This is a genomic window from Phaeodactylibacter luteus (assembly GCF_007993045.1).
Classification (GTDB): domain Bacteria; phylum Bacteroidota; class Bacteroidia; order Chitinophagales; family Saprospiraceae; genus Phaeodactylibacter; species Phaeodactylibacter luteus.
The window spans coordinates 1-20,342 of the sequence record NZ_VOOR01000034.1 but is presented as its reverse complement, the minus strand read 5'-3'; the positions used below and the strand labels follow the sequence as shown (position 1 = coordinate 20,342).

9 protein-coding genes and 1 pseudogene are annotated in these 20,342 nt (G+C 54.4%); 6 read left to right on the top strand and 4 right to left on the bottom strand.

Annotated elements, in window-relative coordinates:
* Window positions 1-3 precede the first annotated feature (3 nt).
* Window positions 4-1,884: a carboxypeptidase regulatory-like domain-containing protein gene (locus FRY97_RS15205; RefSeq protein ID WP_147168412.1), complete on the top strand. Its 1,881-nt coding sequence runs from the start codon at window positions 4-6 to the stop codon at window positions 1,882-1,884.
* A gap of 236 nt (window positions 1,885-2,120) precedes the next feature.
* Here FRY97_RS15205 and FRY97_RS15200 read toward each other — a convergent pair whose 3' ends face one another.
* From FRY97_RS15200 to FRY97_RS23225, 4 genes are all read right to left on the bottom strand, one after another.
* Window positions 2,121-6,689 carry a hypothetical protein gene (locus FRY97_RS15200; RefSeq protein ID WP_147168411.1) on the bottom strand — a complete coding sequence of 1,523 codons (4,569 nt, stop codon included), beginning with the start codon at window positions 6,687-6,689 and terminating at the stop codon, window positions 2,121-2,123.
* Window positions 6,690-6,835: 146 nt separating this feature from the next.
* Window positions 6,836-7,663, bottom strand: coding sequence for a 50S ribosomal protein L11 methyltransferase (prmA, locus tag FRY97_RS15195; RefSeq protein ID WP_170254678.1), 828 nt, complete (start codon window positions 7,661-7,663; stop codon window positions 6,836-6,838).
* A gap of 14 nt (window positions 7,664-7,677) precedes the next feature.
* Window positions 7,678-8,559, bottom strand: coding sequence for a bifunctional methylenetetrahydrofolate dehydrogenase/methenyltetrahydrofolate cyclohydrolase FolD (folD, locus tag FRY97_RS15190; protein WP_147168409.1), 882 nt, complete (start codon window positions 8,557-8,559; stop codon window positions 7,678-7,680).
* A 538-nt stretch (window positions 8,560-9,097) separates the two neighbouring features.
* Complete coding sequence (locus tag FRY97_RS23225) at window positions 9,098-9,223, bottom strand: hypothetical protein (RefSeq protein ID WP_262712243.1); 126 nt, start codon at window positions 9,221-9,223, stop codon at window positions 9,098-9,100.
* A gap of 145 nt (window positions 9,224-9,368) precedes the next feature.
* Here FRY97_RS23225 and FRY97_RS15185 point away from each other — a divergent pair, with 145 nt between their 5' ends.
* The 5 genes and pseudogenes from FRY97_RS15185 to FRY97_RS15165 all read left to right on the top strand — a co-directional run.
* Window positions 9,369-14,897, top strand: a complete 5,529-nt coding sequence (locus tag FRY97_RS15185) for a proprotein convertase P-domain-containing protein (protein WP_147168408.1) — start codon at window positions 9,369-9,371, stop codon at window positions 14,895-14,897.
* Window positions 14,898-14,967: 70 nt separating this feature from the next.
* Window positions 14,968-16,017 carry a PorP/SprF family type IX secretion system membrane protein gene (locus FRY97_RS15180; protein ID WP_147168407.1) on the top strand — a complete coding sequence of 350 codons (1,050 nt, stop codon included), beginning with the start codon at window positions 14,968-14,970 and terminating at the stop codon, window positions 16,015-16,017.
* 256 nt (window positions 16,018-16,273) lie between these two features.
* Window positions 16,274-17,818, top strand: a complete 1,545-nt coding sequence (locus tag FRY97_RS15175; RefSeq protein ID WP_147168406.1) for a zinc-dependent metalloprotease — start codon at window positions 16,274-16,276, stop codon at window positions 17,816-17,818.
* Window positions 17,819-17,972: 154 nt separating this feature from the next.
* A complete protein-coding gene (locus FRY97_RS15170; protein WP_170254677.1) occupies window positions 17,973-19,436 on the top strand; it encodes a T9SS type A sorting domain-containing protein in 1,464 nt (487 codons plus the stop codon).
* A gap of 92 nt (window positions 19,437-19,528) precedes the next feature.
* Window positions 19,529-20,342 (top strand): annotated as a pseudogene (locus tag FRY97_RS15165) (zinc-dependent metalloprotease); the annotation flags it as partial.

The window sequence follows — 20,342 nt, the reverse complement described above, 5'->3', positions numbered from 1 at the left end:
TTTATGATCCCAAACATCCCTCTGATTTACCGCCTGCTGTTGATCACAATAACCATATTGTGCAATGCCCATTTTGCGGAAGCCCAGTACAGCTACCAACAACTGTACGAAGCAGCGAAAGCCCAAGCAGAAAACCTTCCCGTTTCCACAAAAAGCCTGAAGCGCCCCGGGGCCGACGCGCCCGCCTCATTGGCGGCCCTGCCCCTGCCACTTGGTTTTGGCACCAGCCAGGAGGGCCAATGGGCACAGATGCCCCGTGGCGGGCGCTTATGGTCTCTGCAGCTCGAAATCTCTGGCAGCAAGGCGACTGCCCTACTGCTCAGCCAGGCGCGGCTGCCCAATGGCGCATTGCTATTGCTGGCTGGAGCGGAAAGCGAAGCACCTATAGTGCTGAAGCCTAAAGATTTCAACTCCGAAGGGCAGCTTTTCACCCCTTTCATCCCCGGCGGCCAAGTGCTGATCATGCTTTTTGAGCCCGAAAGTGCTGCCGCCCCGGCCTATCTGCAACTACAGCGGGCAGATATCGCACTGCAGCAGTTGCCCATGATGGACTTTGGCTTTGGCACCAGCCTCGGCTGCCACTTGAATGCCGCCTGCGATACGGCCGATGCCTACCGGGGCCTTCAGCGCAGCGTTTGCCGGATTGTCATGGTATTGGAAGAGGGCACTGCATTTTGCACGGGCACCCTAATGAACAATACGGCTCAGGACCGCACGCCTTATGTACTGAGCGCTTACCACTGTGATGAGGGTTTTACGCCCATGTACAGCCTGTGGCGTTTTGAGTTCAACTACGAAAGCCCGGGCTGTGAAAACCCGTTGGCTGAGCCAAGCGCTGATGTGGCCTTCGGGGCCGAACTGAAAGCTGCCCGCCGGGAAAGCGATTTCCAGCTGCTGGAGATCACCGGGCTGGTGTCCAATGGGCTGAACTTAAGGTACAGTGGCTGGGACAAAAGCAGTGCCCCACCGCAGCGGGCGGTTATTTTCCACCACCCCAGCGCAGATATCAAAAAAGTAGCTTTTTCGGATGAGCCAGCCACTGTACACCCTACTATCCTGAATTGGGCTGCCGGCCCGACGCCTCCCCTTCACCACTTAGAGGTGGATTATACTACAGGCACTTTTGAGGTCGGCTCTTCCGGCGCTGCACTTTTCGATGAGAACGGCCGGGTCAGAGGGCAATTGCACGGGGGCTTCAATGGCTGCGAAGGCAATACCACCGGCTACTTTGGCCGCCTGCACCTCAGCTGGGACGAGGGGGCAGCTCCTGCAGAGCGCCTTGCCGACTGGCTCGACCCCCTCGGCACAGGGGCTGATACCCTCAATGGGCTGGAACAAATGCCGGGTGCGGATACCATTTTCTTTGGGGGGCGTATTGCTACGCCCGATGGGCAGGCCGTGCCAGGAGCGTCTGTAGTGGTCACTACGGCTACTTTCCAGGATACCGTGCAGACAGATACCGCAGGGGCTTACCGCTTTGAGCAGGTACCGCTCGACGGGGTGTTTCAGGTTACTGCATCACGTGGTGGAGACATTCAAAACGGGCTTTCTGCTCTGGACCTGATCGAGATCGGCAGGCACAATCTTGGGCTGGCCCCATTTGACAGCCCATATAAATTCTTGGCCGCAGATGCCAATGCCTCTGGCAGTGTATCCGTACTAGACCAGATCGCCATCCGCAAAGCCATTCTAGGGATCGACCTCGTTTTTGCCAACCGGCCACTCTGGCAATTTGTGCCAGCTGCTTGGGAATTCGATGCAGACGCCCCCTTGGGCACGCCCCTGCCCAATGTCTTTGCATTAGGCAACATCACCAACAATATCGGGAATTTCGATTTTGTGGCTGTAAAAACAGGGGACGTCAACCACAGCTCGGACCCCTAGGCACTAGGGCGCTTTACCGCACAAATAGCGAGGGCGTGAACCAAAATACCGCAGGCGCTTGTGCTTTTCGGGCTTTACTAGCATTGGCCTAGCGCTGCGGAGGGGTGGCAAGCCCGACAGGGCCGAGCGGACAGCGAGCCCCGTAGCATAGCGGCTCCCTGCCCGCGGGCAGGGGCAGGCCCACTCCCATTGGGCAGGCAAAAAAACCGATTGTGTTTGCCGAGATTCAGAAAGGGCTATTTCTTTTGCTGAGCAGCCTTGGCCCGGTTGACAAATAAGCGGGCCGAGCCTACATCTACGGGCTGTATCTCGTAGGTATTCCCATCATCCATTTTCTGTATCAAGTCCTTCGGCTTTATGGCGTTCAGTTCGTCCATAAAAGAAGGATTATTGGAAGTGATGCTCAGAATGCCCTGCTTGTAGCCAAAAAAGTAAAAAAGCTCGCTAGGCGACTTGAGGTAGATGTATACCCGGTCGTCATCGTTGGTCGGCATTTTATACTCCACATAACATTCCAGGGCTTTGTTCAGCGGTTCCCCTGCAATGGAGACCACCCCTTGCTTATCGCCTTTGGAGACGAAGGACTGGTACTCCGCATCCCACTTCATAGGCAGGCGGGAGAACAGAAAAGTGTAGGGGTTGGCCCGTTTGGGGATATCCAAAATACCGTTGCCCAAAGTAGCCAGCGCTTTTTGAGCATCTTCGCCCGGGGGCAGGAGGTTCATCAGCGCATCCCGATAAAAATCGAGGGCCGTAAGGTAAACAATCGGCTTGGCATCAAAACTCATGGACTGAATGTCGTCCATCATGATCTTCAGCAGCTTGTCCGGCACGATCAGCTTTACGCCGCTCATGAATTCGGCGTCGATTTCGTACCGCTGTTCCCCCCCCTGCATCTGATTGGTATTGGGGATAAGGGACATGGTGTCCGAAATGATCAGTTCTTCGGGGTTGATCTGCTCCTGGTATACAGATTCGATGGTGCCCGAAGCATCGAGGCTGATGTAGCTGAGGCCAGAGCCAAGGTTGAAACGGCCTCTGCCTTCGAGCTTGCCCGTTTTATTGTTGAAGATCAGCTGATTGCCACGCATATCGTTGGCCGCTACCCTGGCGGAATCCCCGAAAATAAAGTAGTCCTTTTGAGGGTTATACTTGAAAATGCCCTTGACCGGCAAAATGCCGCGGTCTTTTCGGAAAAACAGGGGCATCATTACCCTGGGGTAGATTTCAGCGGTCTCTTTGCTCAGGAAAAAACCTGTAGCTAAAGGGGCACCATCCAGATTTTTGGGCTCATCAAACTGTATGGCCAGGTCATTTTTATCGGCTTCGCTCTTCACCGAAAACCAGTATTTGTAAGGCAAGCGGTCGGCATCTAACTGAGCGAACCCATCAAAAGCCAAGTTTTTGGTCTGTGCGCGCAGGCTGATAGTGCCCTGGAATTTGGTGCGGTGGTCAATATAAAATTCATCCTCAGCCGTTACTTCCCCCTGACCGGTAGTGATGACATTTTTCTCCGAGTAACTCCCCTTGCCCATAGGCTGGCCGATGATGTCCGTAAATTCAATTTCCTGTTCCCGTTCGCCAATATTGTACTCATAAAAGCCGGACGCCTTATAAAGGCGGCGCCCTTTAACATCGACCGTCGCCCGGTTGATGACGTGGTTCTGATTGAGGGTATCGGCTACGATACGGGCATTTTCCAAGGTAGCCATCGCCCCGTTCCGGCCAATCTGCACCAAGCCGCTGTCTGGGTACACAAAAGCATCGGCAGCAATCATAAATGGCACGCCACTCACTTGCAGTTCATCGGTTTTTAAGTCGTAAAAAGCTTCCTTCCCTTCAAAATTCAGGGAGTCCTGGTCGGGATGTATAGAAGTGAACCGGCCAGGCTTATCAGGTGCCGCCCTGAAAGTAATGGACTCCTCAGCCATGTCCCAGGTAAACTCGTTGATAGAGGTCTGATATTGTACAGCAGGCAGGCGTGTCTTCAGAAACTCCTCGTTCGCCTTGAAGGTCGCCTGCTGTTCATCAAAGTCGACATCTGACTTCACGTTGGAAGTAGACAAAGCGATAGCCTCAAGGTCTTGGGTTTTGATGCGCACGCTTGTGGTATCAGCAGTGGAGGAAAAGGCGCCAAAGGAGAAGAGTTTGGAGTTCATGGTAGCCCGTGCCCAGTCCAGTTCGCCATTAGCCTTCAAACCGCCCGGCGTGAGGATGAGGGTGCCGGCCAAAGTATGGGCCTCTTCCTGAAAAAGGCGGAAAGACTCTTCTTCGGAGCGGATGTACATGCTGTCCTGGTATGGGCGCCAGTCGATTTTAACATCATTGCCGCGTACCCGGGGGACTTCCACGTCCCCGCCCCGGTCTTCTTCCAGCTTGAACTCTTTGGCACTGGCCAGCATCTGCTGCGGCATCCAAATGATATCCTCCGATTCGATGGCAGCACCGAGGTAAGTCACATTGCCATTGCCCAGCAGCCCTTTGTTGCTAAGGGAAAGCTCCCCTACAAAATTGCCCTTTTCCTGGTAAGCGGGGTAGCCCCCGCCCGGAGTATCATGGATAAAACCAAGCGATTCATCCTCCTGGAGAGAGACCGTTTCCTCAAAGACTGGAAAAATCTCCGCCGAGTGCAGCTCGCCGCCAAACTGTACGTCTTCCCTATTGTAAAAATCCAGGTGGTTGAAACTAAAGGGGTACACCTGAAAGAAGAAGCTGTCCCGCATGTATGCCCCGTTCTGTGCCGAAGCGTAATCATAAAAGACGAAGCTGTTGTCCTTGCTCTGAAGGGAGGGGAACATCGGGATGTCCTCTTTGCCTGATTTATTGGAAGGGGCATCGATCAGCAGCACCCCGGTCAGGTGCTCAATGCGGGAGCCAATAGAAAGGGCTTCCGGCTGGCCGTCGACCAAATTGCCAGATGGGACGTACAAGTCGAAGAACCGAACGGAGTCTAAGCCCACGTGGAAAGGCTGGTACTTGAAATGGAAATCTTTCCCCTCCATCGTCGTCAGCCCTGCAAACACTAGGCCGTCAAAATCGATATCCCGTCCTTTTTTCATAAACAAGCGCCCGCCCTCCGGCTTCATGGCTACCTTCTGCTTGGCGCTGAACTCCACCTGCGACACCCCTCTCACATCAATACGGCTGGTGTTCAAGTCCATGACCGCATTGGTGCTGTCCGTTTTAGAAGCCAAGCGGAGGACGTCGTAGTCTACAAGCTCCCGGTAAGCATCAGCATAGAGCAGCACTTTATCTTTTATCTCAACCACTTCGTCTTCAGGGTAATAATTCACAAAGCCGCGCTCCACCATTTCATAGAGCAGGCTTTTGATGTTATCTACCCCAAAGCGGGGGTTAAGCATTTGAGCAACCTGCTGGGCAGGGAAAGACCGCTGCTTGTTGTTTTTATCATGCAGCACTTTCAAAATCGCAATCGGGTTGACCGATGCGATGTTCTGCAGCGTCCGGTAATCGTTTTGGGTAAAGAAATCCAGCGATTCAAAAATCACATCCTCCTTGCGCTGATAAGGCACTTTGCTCCTGCCTATGGCGATGGAGTCCCCGTTAAAATAAGCCGTCATCGTATTGGCGTACAAATGAATGCTATGGAGGGAGCTGAAGAAAGGGTTCCGGTCGGTAGCTTTGTCGCCCCTCGAAAGCGTCATTTCCCGTTCATCAATATCAAACCGGACGTTCACCGAGGGGTGATAAATGGAGTCTTGGTCGAAGTAAAGGACGCCCTCTACACTTTGCCCGGAAATGCGCTCTGCCCTCCGTATGGTGAACAGCTCCGCTGCCCCCCGGAACGACACCTTGCTGTTTTTGTCAGCAATACCGATTCTCGCAGGGTTTTCTTTGTTGCCGAAGCCGTATACAGTCGTGCCTTGCAGGCGGAAGTACCCTTCAAAATCAATGCCCTCCCCAATTTGATCAACCTGCATGCGCACAGTAGATTCAAAACGCGGGAAGGAGCCCTCTACCACTTCACTGCCGGAGACCAGCTTGTCGCTAAAACTGCCTTCAATGGCACGGTTGCCGAAATAGGCCGGGTAATGCAGGCGGGAGGCAGGGGCTTCGTAAAGGCTAGTCACCATTTCGAGGCGGTAGGTGCCTAGCTCGGCGTACACCTCTGGCGATAGCCCGTGCCGCTCCCAAGTCACTTTGCCACCTTGCCCTTCCCAAAGCTTATCCACAGGCCGGAAGGTGCCGGAAGTGCCATAAATATAGATGGAATCGGTCCGCCGCTGCGCCATCAGGTCGAGCTGCTCGAAGGCCACCAAAGGCTCGCCATTTTCTACCCTGAACGAAAAGGCATCAGTAAGGGCAAACCAAGAGGTGCCGCCTGCGGAAGAAGCACGCAGGGCCCTTTCTTCAAAAAAGGAGACCGAGAACTCCAAAAAATCATTGTAAGGGCGGATCTTGCGGTTCTCCACCGCAGATAGCATATCGCCAAGCGTTTGGTGCCACATCTTGAACGTGCCAGCAGGGTCGTTGGTATTCTTGACTTGAGTAAGCCCCAAGAGGTAGTTCTCAAAATAAGGGCTGGCTGTCATGCGCAGTTCCAGCATAGCATTGGCCGTTTGCAGGATCTGCTGCGTCTCTTCTTCTGTGAACACCCCTCCGGAGAAAACACTGGCAAAAGATTTGAAAGCTTCCTCCAAGCGCTTCCGCTTGCTGGAGGTCATGTATTCTTCCAGCTCCTGGATAAACTCTGCAGAGTTATCGGAGAATCGCTCGAGCCGCTGGGCTGTTGCAGCATTGAGAGTGCCCAAGAGGGCAAAAAACAGTAAGAGTTTACGGAACAAGGGGACACATTTTGCCCGGCAATAGCCGGAGGTTTTACCGGGCAACAGTGCAGGTCTTGGGCTCAGGCCCGCCAAGGTGGCTGTTTCCCCCACGCATCGACCGGATTACAAATATTTCATATGAGGGGCTTTTGCCGGCTGCGGTCCTAAGCTTTTTTGAATTTCAGGCAGGCCCAATCTCCCTTTCTTTCCTCTGCCAACCACTGGAAACCAGCAGACTCAGCATTTTCTACGACCAGCGCTTTATCCGTCAGCAAAATCCCGGAGGCCAAAAGCACGCCTTCCGGCAATAGCCGTTCATACAACGCACGGAGGGAGTTTAATATTACATTTCTGTTAATATTTGCAAGCACGATGTCGTACTGATTATCCGGGACAGCCCCAAGGTCGCCAAAAAAAGCATGGACAGTTGCCCCGACCCCATTGCGGGAAGCGTTTTCCAGGGTGCTTTCATAAGCCGGGCGCTCAATGTCCACCGCATCTACCTGCTCTGCCCCTAGCATGGCGGCAAGAATAGCAAGAATGCCCGTTCCACAGCCATAATCAAAAACGCGGCCACCTTCGAAAGACAAGCCTTGCATTTGGTGCATCATCATGAAAGTAGTCTCGTGGTGCCCGGTGCCAAAAGCCATTTCGGGATCGATCACAATTTCGTGCGCCACATCTGCCATAGGGGGATGGAACGAAGCCCGAACCCCACAAAAGCCACCGACCTGTATGGGCTCGAAATTAGATTCCCAGACTTTGTTCCAATTTTGGTGTGGGATGAGCTCGCGGGTGTAAGAAAAAGAAAGCTGCCCCGCAATATCCGAAAGCTGGCCTTCGATAGCCTCTACATCGTCATCCTTGCGCAGATAAGCATTGAGCCCCGTCTCCGTCTCTTCAAAAGTATCGAACGGCAGATCCCCTAAAAAAGCGATGATCACTTCCCGCAAAGGGGCCGCAGACTGAATAACATACCGGTAATAATCCATAGTTGGTTTTGCCATTAAGCGAAGACTTCCCCGTTGGCAGCCTTCAGGGTGTTGATGAGCAGAGAAACGACGGTCAGCTGCCCTACCCCTCCGGGCACGGGCGTGATCCAACTAGCTTTGGAGCCTACCGATTCGAAATCGACATCGCCACAAAGGCGGTACCCTTTTTCGGTCCCCGGCGCGTCAACCCGGTTGATGCCCACATCAATGACGACAACACCGTCTTTGACCATGTCCGCTTTGACGAACTCCGGGATGCCAATAGCTGCGACCAAGATATCGGCCCGGCGGGTGTGCGCTGCCAGATCTTGGGTACGGCTGTGGCAGAGCGTGACGGTAGCATTGCCCGGGCTGCCCTTTCGGGAAAGCAGAATGCTCATGGGGGTGCCCACAATATTGCTGCGCCCAAGCACGACAACCTCCTTGCCAGAGGTTTCGATTTCATATCGCCTCAGCATTTCCATCACTCCTGCAGGAGTAGCCGGCAGGTAGCAGGGCAGCCCCTGTGCCATACGGCCGAAATTGGCCGGGTGGAACCCATCCACATCTTTGCGGGGGTCTATTGCCAAAGTGACCCGCTCCTCGTTGATATGCCCTGGCAGAGGGAGCTGCACGATAAAACCATCAACGGTTTCATCAGCATTGAGCTGCTGCACAATGCCCAACAGCTCCGCTTCCGTTGTGTCAGCCCCTTTCCGGATAAGCGTCGATCTGAAGCCTACTTTTTCGCAAGAGCGGACTTTGTTTCGCACATACACTTGACTGGCGGGGTCGTCCCCAACCAATACTGCTGCAAGATGAGGGGCACGCTTGCCCATAGCTGCGCGCTTTTCGACCTCAGCCGCGAGCTCCTGACGTATCTCTTTTGCAAGTTCCTTCCCGTCCAATATCTGCATTAGCCTTAGGTTTTGGGCAAAGGTAAGAAAACCGGGCGTTGTTCTGGCGCAAACCAGATTGTCGTTTTTTTGGGCCTGCCCCCTCCGCAAGGATAGGGGCCTGCCCCTGCCAACCGGCAGGTGCCGCTATGCTCCGGGGCTCGCTGTCCGCTCGGCCCTATCGGGCTTACACCCCTGCGCAGCGCTAGGCCAATGCCAGGCTCTAAAAGCACAAGCGCCTGCGGCATTTTGGTCCACGCGCCCTTGTTCTGACTGCAAAAAAGCAGTGCTGTGATTTTCGCAAATTTCGGACAGGTGCACTAAAATAGTTTGCATGCTATCTTTTTTGCCGCCCAAAAGAATATTTTTGCCCAAGAGGGCAGGGTGACCACAGGAAGCACCGCGGAACAAGGAAGTACAGACTGGAAAATTCCGAGCCTTTCATTTTTACACTGAAATCATTTTTTGTTAGCTTTGCTGGAAAGAACACGACACCCTTGCGCTTTTTTTTGGTTAAAGCGCAGTGCTCTTTCTCTGCAACTAAAGTTTTCTGCCTACTTTAACTCCGTTGGTCCCGGTCTTTCGGGAATGTGCCTGCCTCTTGCCAAGGCTCAGCAATATTCCAGTGGTTCACCTTCGTGAGGCCAGTTCCTTCTGCCCTGCCCATTTGCATAATCTCAGTCATGCCCGCCGGCCGTTAAATACGGGGCCAGCAAGCCCGGAGCTTTGCGGAGCATGGCAAATAAGCGACCCTGAACAGACCAATTTAATTAACCCTGCTGCCCGGCGGAGCCTTGCCTGCGCTTGGCGGGAACGAAATCTCCTGGTACATGAGCGTTTCTACAAAAATTGTTTTTGCTTGTTGCTTCTCACTGCTGGGCCTCCAACATTTGGCTGGCCAAAGCTATATCATGGGGCAGGATGCCATGATTACAGCTTGCGATGGTGTATTCCTGGATTCCGGAGGGAACAACGGCACCTACAGTGCTAATGAAGACCTCGAAGTCACCATCTGCCCTTCCGGTGCAGGAGAAAATGTACAACTGACCTTCGCCAACATTAACGTGCAGCCCGGTGACGTGCTCTGTTTTTATGACGGGGAAGACACCGCTGCGCCCCAGCTCTCCTGCTCCGATCAGCTCACATACGGAAACGGCATCATCATACAGGCGACTGCCGCCAACCCCTCCGGCTGTGTCACCATTACTTTCCAATCGGATGGGGCCGGAGAAGATACCGGCTGGAGCGCGGGCATCAATTGTATTCAGGATTGCCAGCTCATTTACTCCGATCTGGCCAGTACAGACCCCCTCATTGAGCCTGCAGATACCGGATATATTGATATCTGCCCGGGCGACCGGGTCACGCTCTCAGGCATGGGCGTTTACCCACAAAATGATTTGTTTTATAACCAATCTGACCAGACCTCCACTTTCGAGTGGAACTTCGGGGATGGCACCACGGCCGTAGGCCCCAACGTCTCTCACGTGTTCAACGAGCCCGGCGGTTACACCATACAGCTTACCATCACGGATGAAGAAGGCTGCCAGAACACCAACTTCCTTTCTCAGCGGGTGCGGGTGTCTACCTATCCGGAATACAACTTCGGGGTAGCCATACAAGCCGCCTGTATTGGCGACACCATTTCGCTGACGGGAACCGTAGACACCGCTATGACCGGTGTAGACGTATCAGCAGCGCCGGTAGAAGGCTCTTTCCAGCAAGGGGGCACACGCTCTGATACCCTCCTGTTGCCTGATGGCACAGGTGCGAGTTATCAGACTTCCATTGCGCTCAATCAATTCCCTCCGGGGGCTGTGCTCAGCGATGCGGCCCTGCTCACCAGCATCTGCCTCGATATGGAGCACTCCTACGGGGGCGACCTCGACATTGAGGTGATCTGCCCCAACGGGCAGTCTGTCTACATCCTGGATTTCCCTTCCGGGGTGGGCAGCACCAATTTTGGGGAGCCCTACGCCACTAGCCCCGTAGACGGGCAGTCTAGCAACCTCACGCCAGGTGTCCCTTACTCCTACTGCTTTTCCATGACCGATACCGACTTTGGCACCCTGCCCGACGAAGCGGGCAACTTCAATTACAACTACACCACTGTGCCCAGCAATGGGAATGGCCAGACGCACACTTACTCCGATTCTTATTTCCCGGAAGGGGTCTACCTCCCGCAAGAGAGCTTCGCAGGGCTGGAAGGCTGCCCGCTGAACGGAGAATGGACCATACGGGTACAAGATAACCTTGGCGCCGACAACGGGTGGCTTTTTCAGTGGGGCATCAATTTTGATGCCAGCCTCTTTGCCAGGCTCGAGACCTTTACCCCACAGATCACCAATTGGGGATGGGTAGACAACCCTACACTGGCCTACTACAGCCAGGATTCTATCGCGGCTGTGCCGCAAAATGCGGGTACCGTCAACTATACCTTCATGGTAGAAAACGATTTTGGCTGCACCTTCGACACTACCGTTACCATCCCATTGCTGCCAGCTACCCACCCCGACTGCTACAGCTGTGAAGAAATTTTTTCCATGCCTATGGATACCGTCATCTGCGAGGGCGAAAGTGTAGCGTTTGACGTCTCGACAAGCACCGGCGGCATAGATACCATTACCTTCGAGACCATCCCCCTAGAGCCTTTCGGAGCCGCGAATTACCCCAACAGCAACCCCTTCCGGCCAACCATAAATGTCAACAGCATTGCCCAGGCCACACTGACCGACCCTGCAGCGCAGATCGAGTCGGTTTGCCTCAATATCACGACCGAATGGAATGCGGACATCAACCTGTTCTTGGAAGCACCCGACGGCCAAGTCCTTGAGCTCAGCACAGGCAACGGGGGAGGCTCTATGAATTACGTCAATACTTGCTTTACCCCTACCGCCCCTCAGCCGATCACTGCAGGCACAGGCCCATTTACCGGTGACTACCTGCCGGAGGGCAATTTCGCTGCCCTTACCGGCAGCCCTATCAACGGGACGTGGACACTGAGGGCATCCGATGCTTTTGCACCCAATTTTGTGGGCGAATTCACTTCTTGGTCCATCTCCTTTATTACAGAAAATGATGTCAACTACGCCTGGTCCGGCGCTGGCCTGTCCTGCAACGATTGCCCAGACCCTATCGCTACCCCCACCCAAACCACCGATTATATCCTAACAGCCACCGACAGCTACAATTGCGAAGCTATTGATACCGTGACGGTTACGGTTATTTCGGATGCTCCTGCACCAGAGGTGGAGTGCAATATGGCCAGCCTGACAGCCCTGTCCTTTACCTGGACAGCCGTGCCGGGGTATACAGAGTACGAATACCGGATTACCATCAACGACATTCAAGGCGATTGGGAAGGCCCAACGACCGACCTTTCCTACCTGCTCAACGGGGTCGCGAATGGGGATGAAGTGCTTTTTGAGGTCCGGGTTTATACCGGTGGCGCTGTACTTGACTGCCCCGTTGAGATCGGCTCAGCCACTTGCGGCATCAACTTCTGCGATCTGGCGCTTGCTCAGGATACCCTTATCAACCCCAGCTGTTTTGGTTTTTCAGATGGGGAGGCCTTGTTTTCCACCACCGGGGGTACAGCCCCCATCACCTTCTCCCTGAACGGGGGCATGGCTCAGGATACCGGGCTGTTCACCAATCTGGCCGCAGGAGATTACGAGCTCATTGCTACGGACAACTTCGGCTGCGCCGACACCCTGACCTTTGGGCTCACCGAGCCCGATACCCTGACCGCAAACATTCAGGTCACCAACCTGATTGCCTGCCACGGAGCAGCGCAAGGCGCAATGGCCGTTACTGCCAATGGGGGCACAGGCTTATATGCCTACGAATGGAGCACCGGCCCTGCAGCAAACGGGCCTGCTATCTCAGATCTTGAAGCTGGGAGCTATTCCGTTACGGTGACTGACGAGAACGGCTGTACAGCTGTAGAATCGGCTGCCCTTGTACAGCCAGACTCTATTGTGATCGAGCTTACGCTTTCGCCCCCCAATTGCAACAGCACCTTTGATGGCAGCATTCAGGCTATAGTTTCCGGCGGTGTCCCTGACTACAGCTACCTCTGGAGCAATATGAGCACTACCCAAGAAATCACCAGCCTCAATGGCGGAGCGTATTGCCTTACCGTAACTGACGGAAACAACTGTGTAGAGAGCATTTGCACCACGCTCTCCGCGCCAAATGCGCTGGCCATCGACACCATACTCGCTACCCCGGCCCTATGCAATGGAGGCAATACGGGTACCGCAACGGTCATCAGTTCAGGAGGCACTGCCCCCTATGCCTTCGAGTGGAACGACCCCCTTAATCAGATTGATTCGGCGGCCACTATGCTTGAAGCTGGGGCCTATACAGTGCTCATTACTGACGGCAACGGGTGCACCATTTCACAATCCGTAAATATAGCGGAGCCAATGCCCCTTTCCGCCAATTTTGCGGCCACGCCGGTCAATTGTACTGGAGGCGAAGATGGCACAGCAGCTGTCATCCCAGCTGGGGGCGTTGCGCCTTATACCTACGTTTGGGGCAATGATCAGACAGACAGCCTTTCCACCCAATGGGCAGCAGGAGAGGCCAATGTGACCATCACAGATGCCAACGGGTGCGTTTTTGCTACAAGCACCACAATCACTGAGCCCGAGGAAGCCGTTGCCCTTTCACTAGAGCAGGTGCAGCAAGGCTGCTTCGGGGAGCAGGCCAATCAGGTACTGGCTACCGGGAGCGGTGGCACTGGCGGGTATTCTTACAGCTGGAGCAACGGCCAGAATACCGCGACGGCTATTGGGCTTGATACCATAAGCTATACCGTGACCGTAACCGATGGGAACGGCTGTACGGCTACCGCAGATATTGTGCCAGAAGACCTGGAGGACTTGAACTTCCTCGTCATTGCGACCCCCCCTTCCTGCAACGGCTTTGTAGACGGCCGCTTAGGCATCAACCTTATTACCGGCGGCAATGGTACCACCTTTGACGATTACACCATCAGCTGGTCGACCGGAGAGGATGGCCCCATCACAGAAAACCTGGCCGGCGGAATTACCTACTCGGTGACAGTGTCGGATGGGCAAGGCTGCGAAAAAGAGAGCGAGCGCTTTCTGGCAGACCCTATCGCCATTACTGCCGAGCTGGGCGCAGATAGCGTAAGCTGTTTTGGAGGGGAAGATGGCCGGGCAGCCCCTTTGATGGTGCAGGGCGACAACCCGCCATTCAGCTATCTTTGGAGCGATGGCCAGCAACAGGACACTGCTGCCAACCTGTCTGCAGGCATGTACACCCTTACCATTACCGATGACAACGGCTGCATGGGCATGGCCAGCATTACGGTCCCCGAGCCTCCCGAGCTGACCGCAAGCATAGCAACAACAGACAACGACTGCTTTGGCGACGCAATAGGCGAAGCTGTGGTGAGCGCGAGCGGCGGCACCCCTGCCTATGCTTTTAGCTGGTCGACCGGTGCGGTCTCCCGCATAGCCACAGGGCTTTCGGCAGGCGGTTATGATTATACCGTTACAGATGCCAACGGGTGCGAGTTTACTGCCCTATTCAGCATTGAAGAGCCTGAGCCGCTCTTGGTAGACCTGAGCGCCGAGCAGCCGGTTTGTGCCGGGGATGAAAACGGCAGCATTACTGCGGCTCCATCAGGCGGCACCCTGCCCTATCGCCTGAGCCTTGATAATGACTTTTTTGTAGGCTCTAATACGCTTATTGGGCTGGCTTCCGGCACTTACAGCGTCTATATCCGGGATGCCAAAGGCTGTACGACCTTCGAGGAAGTGACCGTGCCAGCCCCGCCTGCGCTGATTGTTGACGCAGGCCCTGGCAGCGCAGAGCTATTGCTTGGCGACAGCATACAGCTGATGGCGACTGCTGAAAACCAGCAAGGCTTCATTCAGTTTGACTGGACGGCACCCTACAGTGGCACACTGAGCTGTACCAAATGCCCTGACCCTGTAGCTTCGCCAGAATACTCTATCCTTTACGAGCTGAGGGGGGTGGACGAAAATGGCTGCACAGCGACCGATCAGATCCGGATATACGTCAACAAGCCACGAGTGGTAGAAGTCCCTACTGGGTTTACCCCAAATGGAGACGGCACCAATGACGTGCTCGTTGTGCACGGGCAATCTGGCACACAAGTGCTAGAGTTCCAAGTTTTTGACCGCTGGGGCGAAATGGTCTACAAAGCAGAAGAGTTCCCGGTCAATGACGACAGCCGCGGCTGGGATGGCTCCTTCAGAGGGGTTATGCTACAGCCTGGCGTGTACGTCTGGAAAGCGATTGTTGAATACGAGGATGGCAGAGCGGAAGCTTTCAGCGGCCAATCCACCCTTATACGATAAGCCTGGCTAGCCACCGGGCGCACAAGCAAAGTGCCCGGTGGTCATTCCTGATCTAAAAAAACAACAGATTATGCGTTTTACCTTTACCCTGATTACCTTTTTGCTAGCCATGGCAGCGCTGCAGGCACAGGACCCACGGCTGTCACAGTTTTACGCAGCACCGCTTGAGATGAACCCTGCCATGACCGGCGTCTTTGAAGGCCGGATGCGTTTTGTTGCTAACTACCGTGACCTCTACCCTGCGATTTTGGACAACAACCCCTACCGTACCATCGCAGCAAGCTTTGACATGCGCTTCCGGGTACAGCAGGGCGACTTCTTTGCCGTAGGGCTGAATGCGATGCGGGATGAAGTAGGCCTTTCTGGGTTCAACCGTTCAAAAGCCCACTTAGGTGCCTCCTTTATGAAACAGCTCGGCGGCTCTGGCTACAGCCCTTACACCCAATACCTGGTAGCCGGGGCACAGGTCGGGTTTGGGCAGCATGGGCTCAACTGGCAGCGGCTTTGGTTCAGCAGGCAGTTTAATGAAGAAAATGGCACTATAGACTTCGGTGGCGACAACGGTGAGGGCTTTGAAGATGAGCTCAACACCGACCTCTTTTTAGATTTCAACGCTGGGCTGTTGTGGTACATTACCTTTGATGACAACCTCAGCTATTATGTAGGCGGCTCACTTATGCACCTGAACCAGCCCAACATCTCCTTTGCAGAAGGCAGTACTTCCAGCCTTGATATGCGCTGGGTAGCACATACCGGAGGGGAGCTCCCTTTAGCAGGCGGGCTGAGCTTATTGCCGGCTGTGGCCGTCATGGGGCAGGGCAAACACTTCAGCACCACGGTAGGGGCCAACTTCAGATATACCAACCGAGATTGGCGGGAAGTAGCTATCCGCGCTGGAGGCTGGGCCCACTTGTCCAACCAACTGGAATCAGGGGTTGCACTCGATGCTATTGTCGCGACAACAGTATTGGAAATGGACCGCTGGAACATCGGCCTGAGCTACGATGTGACCACCTCTGTCTTAAAAACCGCCAACAACTCCCGGGGTGCGTTTGAAGTCAGCTTCATCTATGTGCAGCCTGCTAGCTGGCGTACCCGTGTCAACTGCCCGAACTTCTAAACAGGCTGAGCCCGCTAACCTATCGCGGCCCCTCCCACAAGCCTTGGCGTTGTGCTAAAGCTTGTGGGAGGGGCTCAGCCATTTTGCCCCCTTCCCCCTTTGCCCTATTTGGTGTTTCACAGACATTTCCAACCCCAATTTTTTACTACTTTTGCCTGTCAGGGCAGTTCAGTCCTGCACTGAGCCCCCAACATTATTTTCTGATTGCTTCAACCGCAGCAATGCCCCATTCGTTGATAAGAAAAAATAAGTACACATGCTTAAACAATTAGCGCTGACTATCTGCACAGCCGCATGCCTTGCCGCCCCTATGCTCGCTCAGGAGCATCAGCACCATGCCGCTTGTGGCATTACCCAAGAAGATGCCCACCTCATTACAGAGCGCCTGCTTGAAAACAAAGCAGCCCTGGAACAAGGCCTCATCGTACAGCGGGACGTCGTCTACATACCCGTCAAATTCCACCTCATTGGCAAATCAGACGGCTCTGGGCGTATTTCACCTGCCAGGGTCCTCGATCAGCTCTGTGCCCTAAATGCAGATTTCGAGCCCGTAGGTTTCCAGTTCTATATGAAGGACGGCATGAACGAAATTTACAACAATACCGTATACGAAAACCACTCGGCTACTCAGAACACCATCATGGAGTTCCAGAAAGACAACAATGCCATCAACGTTTTCATCCCGAACAACGCCAACACCAGCGGGCAGAGCATCGGGCAAACTCTAGGGTACTACACGCCGGCGAAAGACTGGCTGGTGCTCAAGAAAAGTGAAGTGAGCGGCAGCAATAGCACCGCGCCGCATGAGTTCGGCCACTTTTTCAGCCTCCCCCACCCTTTCAACGGCTGGGATTTCGAAGTATGGGATGAAGCCACACACGGCAACCCGGTCACGCAAACCGTGGCCCCCAACGGCGTAACCCCCGTGGAACTGGCCGACGGCAGCAATTGCAACAATGCTGGTGATATGATTTGTGATACTCCTGCCAACTATGGTTTTGGCTTTGGCTGGAATAACTGCAACTTTACTGAAGAAGTGCGCGACCGCAACGGGGATGTGCTGGACCCCGAAGAGCGCCTTTTCATGAGCTACTTCCTAAACTGCGACCGGGACGAATACTTCTTTTCCGACGATCAGATCGCGCTGATGCAAGCGGACTATCAGTCCATACAGCGGCAGCGCATCCGGACCAACCATGTGCCAGTACTGGATGAGATCACAGCTGTACCTGAGCTGGTATCACCGATCAACAGCGAGATCGTGCCTGGGTACAATGCCGTCAACCTAAACTGGGACGCCGTAGAGGGTGCTCAGGCTTACCTGCTGCAGATTTCCCGCCTGCCTACTTTCTCCAATACCGTCATGGTATACGATGAGGTAGTGTATGGCACTTCCAAGGTCATTGAATCCCTAAGCGCCAATACTAACTATTTTTGGCGGGTGCGCCCATTCAGCGCTTACCGGGCGTGCACAGACTTCTCCGGGGCTGGCGCTTTCACTACCGGCGGTACTGTTGATACCCGCCATATTGACCTGGTAGAGCAGTTCCAAGTATCTCCCAACCCCCTCAAGTCTGCTGACCTGCTCAATGTGGCCATCAAGTCCAAGCAGTCATTTGAAGCTTCCTTCGCCATCTATGGCCTTTCTGGGCAGCTGCTGCAAAATCTGGGCGCTTACGCTATTGCACAAGGCAGCAGCGTTATTCAGCTCAACAATCAGCCTCTGCCTGCAGGAGCGTACTTGCTGGAAATCCGCGCCCAGAGCGGACGGGAATTCCAGCGTATCATCGTCAGCGAATAACCCGCCGGTTAGCTGCTGAACGACAAATCCTCAGACAGTAAAGCGCCTGGCCAACCAAATCGGTTGCCAGGCGCTTTGTTTTACGTATCATTGCCGGAAAACGCCAAACGGGCACCGGAATACTTTCCCTTACCACACACGCTTTAGTATGACTATGAAATTTACACTCGCCAGCCTAGCGCTGCTGTTCCTCGTACCCTTCTCTGCCGTTGCACAATCCTCTTATTGCGGCACGCCCCCTGGCCGCAGCGAGTGGCTGCAACGCTATCAACAGGATAAATCGGCTTTCCAAACCCGGTCATCAGACATCCTCTACATACCGCTTACCATACACTTAGTGGGCAGCGACGAAGGCGAAGGCTACCTGCCTATGCCGACCCTCTTGGAAGCCGTATGCACCATTAATGAAGATTTTGTGCCTGCCAATATTCAGTTCTTTATAGAAGGGGACATCCGCTATATCGATAATGACAATTATTTTGACCACAACTTCCAGCAGGGCTTTCAGATGATGCAGAGCAACAACGTGCCCAATACCGTCAACTGCTACTTCGTCAGCTCGCCTGCTGGCAACTGCGGCTACTACTCCCCGGGAGGCAACGCTGTGGCTATGGCCAAAAGCTGCTCCGGGCCTGGCGACCACACTTGGTCCCATGAGCTAGGGCACTTTTTCTCTCTCCCCCATACTTTTTCCGGATGGGAAGGCACCGACTACTCGCCTGCCGACCCTACCCCTGCCTTTGTCAACAACCGGCAGGTGGAGCGCGTAGACGGCAGCAACTGCGCCAATTCCGGGGACGGATTTTGCGATACGCCCGCAGATTACCTCAGCTACCGCTGGAACTGCAACGGCCAGGGACAGAGCAATGTGCAGCAGCGCGACCCAGTCGACTCTCTGTTCCGCTCCGACGGCAGCCTCTTTATGAGCTACTCCAATGATGGCTGCATGAACCGCTTTTCCAACGAGCAGATTGAAGCCATGCGCGCCAATATCAACTTCCAGCGCCCAGGGCTGCTCTATGACCAAAGCGCCCCCGTCTACCTAGACACCACTAGCGTAACGGTGATCTCGCCAGCAGAAGGGGAAATCATCGAAGGGGCGGGCGGCGTCACCCTTTCTTGGGAGCCTTTCCCCAATGCCATTGGCTATGCAGTTGACCTCGACCTTTTCATCCCCGTTACCCAAGGATCCATCAACTTCCGTACCTACGGCACTTCTACCAACAGCATCACCCTCACCGATCTGCAGCCCAACCGCACTTACCTGTGGCGGGTACAGCCTTACGGCAAATACGATGCTTGTACTTCGCCCGGCATGCCATCCACTTTTTCAGTAGGCACGCTCACTACAACACGAGAAGAGGGCATAGAAAGCCAAACCCAAATATTCCCACAGCCGCTAAAACAGGGGGAAGACCTGAACATACAGCTCGGGCAAGCACCAATAGGCACGGTCAATGTGCAGATCAGCAATACAGCAGGGCAGGCTGTGCGCAATTATGCCCTACAGGGGCAACGCACCCTCCAATGCTCAACGGCAGGCCTTGCTACTGGCCTGTATGTCGTACGCATTAGCGGGCAGGGGCTGTCTGATGTCCATAAACTCTTGATAAAATAAGGCCAAGCATGCCCAAACCACAATGATAAAAAATCCCGGTGAGCCGATCTCACCGGGATTTTTTATCTTACAGCACGCTAATCCTTACCCTTATGTACCTTAGGCTATCCCTTATCGCGTTATTTTTATCTACAGCAGCTGCCCTCATGGGGCAAGCCCCTTTGCATGGCCAATGGAAAGCCCCGTGCGGGACCGCCCCTGGCAAAAGCGAATGGCTCAAAAACTATCAGCGTGCCCCACAGGCTTATCCGCAGCGGTCAGACAGCACCCTTTACGTCCCCCTTACCATTCATATTGTCGGTACAGACAATGGGGCAGGCTATTTTAGGGTAGCCAGCCTAAAAGAGGCTTTCTGCAAGCTCAACGGCAGCTATAGCGAGGCCAATATCCAGTTTTTTATCAAAGGCGATATCCGCTACCACAACAATTCAGCCTGGTACTCCCATGATTCTGTCCTGGAAGGTGCCGACATGATGTTTGCCAGCAACGTAGACAGCACCCTCAACATCTACTTCGTGAGCGACCCTGCCGGCAACTGCGGCTACAACCTGCCGTATGCGGGCATTGCCATGAGCAAAGGCTGCTCCGGGCCCAACGATAACACTTGGGCACATGAATTTGGGCATGCCCTGAGATTGCCCCACCCCTTTTTGGGCTGGGAAGGCGGCATCAGCTATGACGGCAGCATACCGCCCGCGTTTGATGAGCCTGCACCAGCCCTCGTCACTTATGATTACACCTTTTTTCAAGATACCCTGATTGAGGACACCCTGATCATCGATACTGCTTTTGTAGAGCTCGTCGATGGTTCCAACTGTGCCATTGCCGCTGATGGGTTTTGTGATACGCCGCCAGATTACCTCGCCCAGCGGTGGTTCTGCAACGGCGACGGGCTGAGCAGTGTAG

Excerpts from the sequence above, each read along its gene's own strand:
- FRY97_RS15185 (WP_147168408.1), top strand. The coding sequence starts at position 9,369 with ATGAGCGTTTCTACAAAAATTGTTTTTGCTTGTTGCTTCTCACTGCTG.
- prmA (WP_170254678.1), bottom strand. The coding sequence starts at position 7,663 with ATGGATTATTACCGGTATGTTATTCAGTCTGCGGCCCCTTTGCGGGAA.
- FRY97_RS23225 (WP_262712243.1), bottom strand. The coding sequence starts at position 9,223 with ATGACTGAGATTATGCAAATGGGCAGGGCAGAAGGAACTGGCCTCACG.
- FRY97_RS15170 (WP_170254677.1), top strand. The coding sequence starts at position 17,973 with ATGAAATTTACACTCGCCAGCCTAGCGCTGCTGTTCCTCGTACCCTTC.
- folD (WP_147168409.1), bottom strand. The coding sequence starts at position 8,559 with ATGCAGATATTGGACGGGAAGGAACTTGCAAAAGAGATACGTCAGGAG.
- FRY97_RS15180 (WP_147168407.1), top strand. The coding sequence starts at position 14,968 with ATGCGTTTTACCTTTACCCTGATTACCTTTTTGCTAGCCATGGCAGCG.
- FRY97_RS15205 (WP_147168412.1), top strand. The coding sequence starts at position 4 with ATGATCCCAAACATCCCTCTGATTTACCGCCTGCTGTTGATCACAATA.
- FRY97_RS15175 (WP_147168406.1), top strand. The coding sequence starts at position 16,274 with ATGCTTAAACAATTAGCGCTGACTATCTGCACAGCCGCATGCCTTGCC.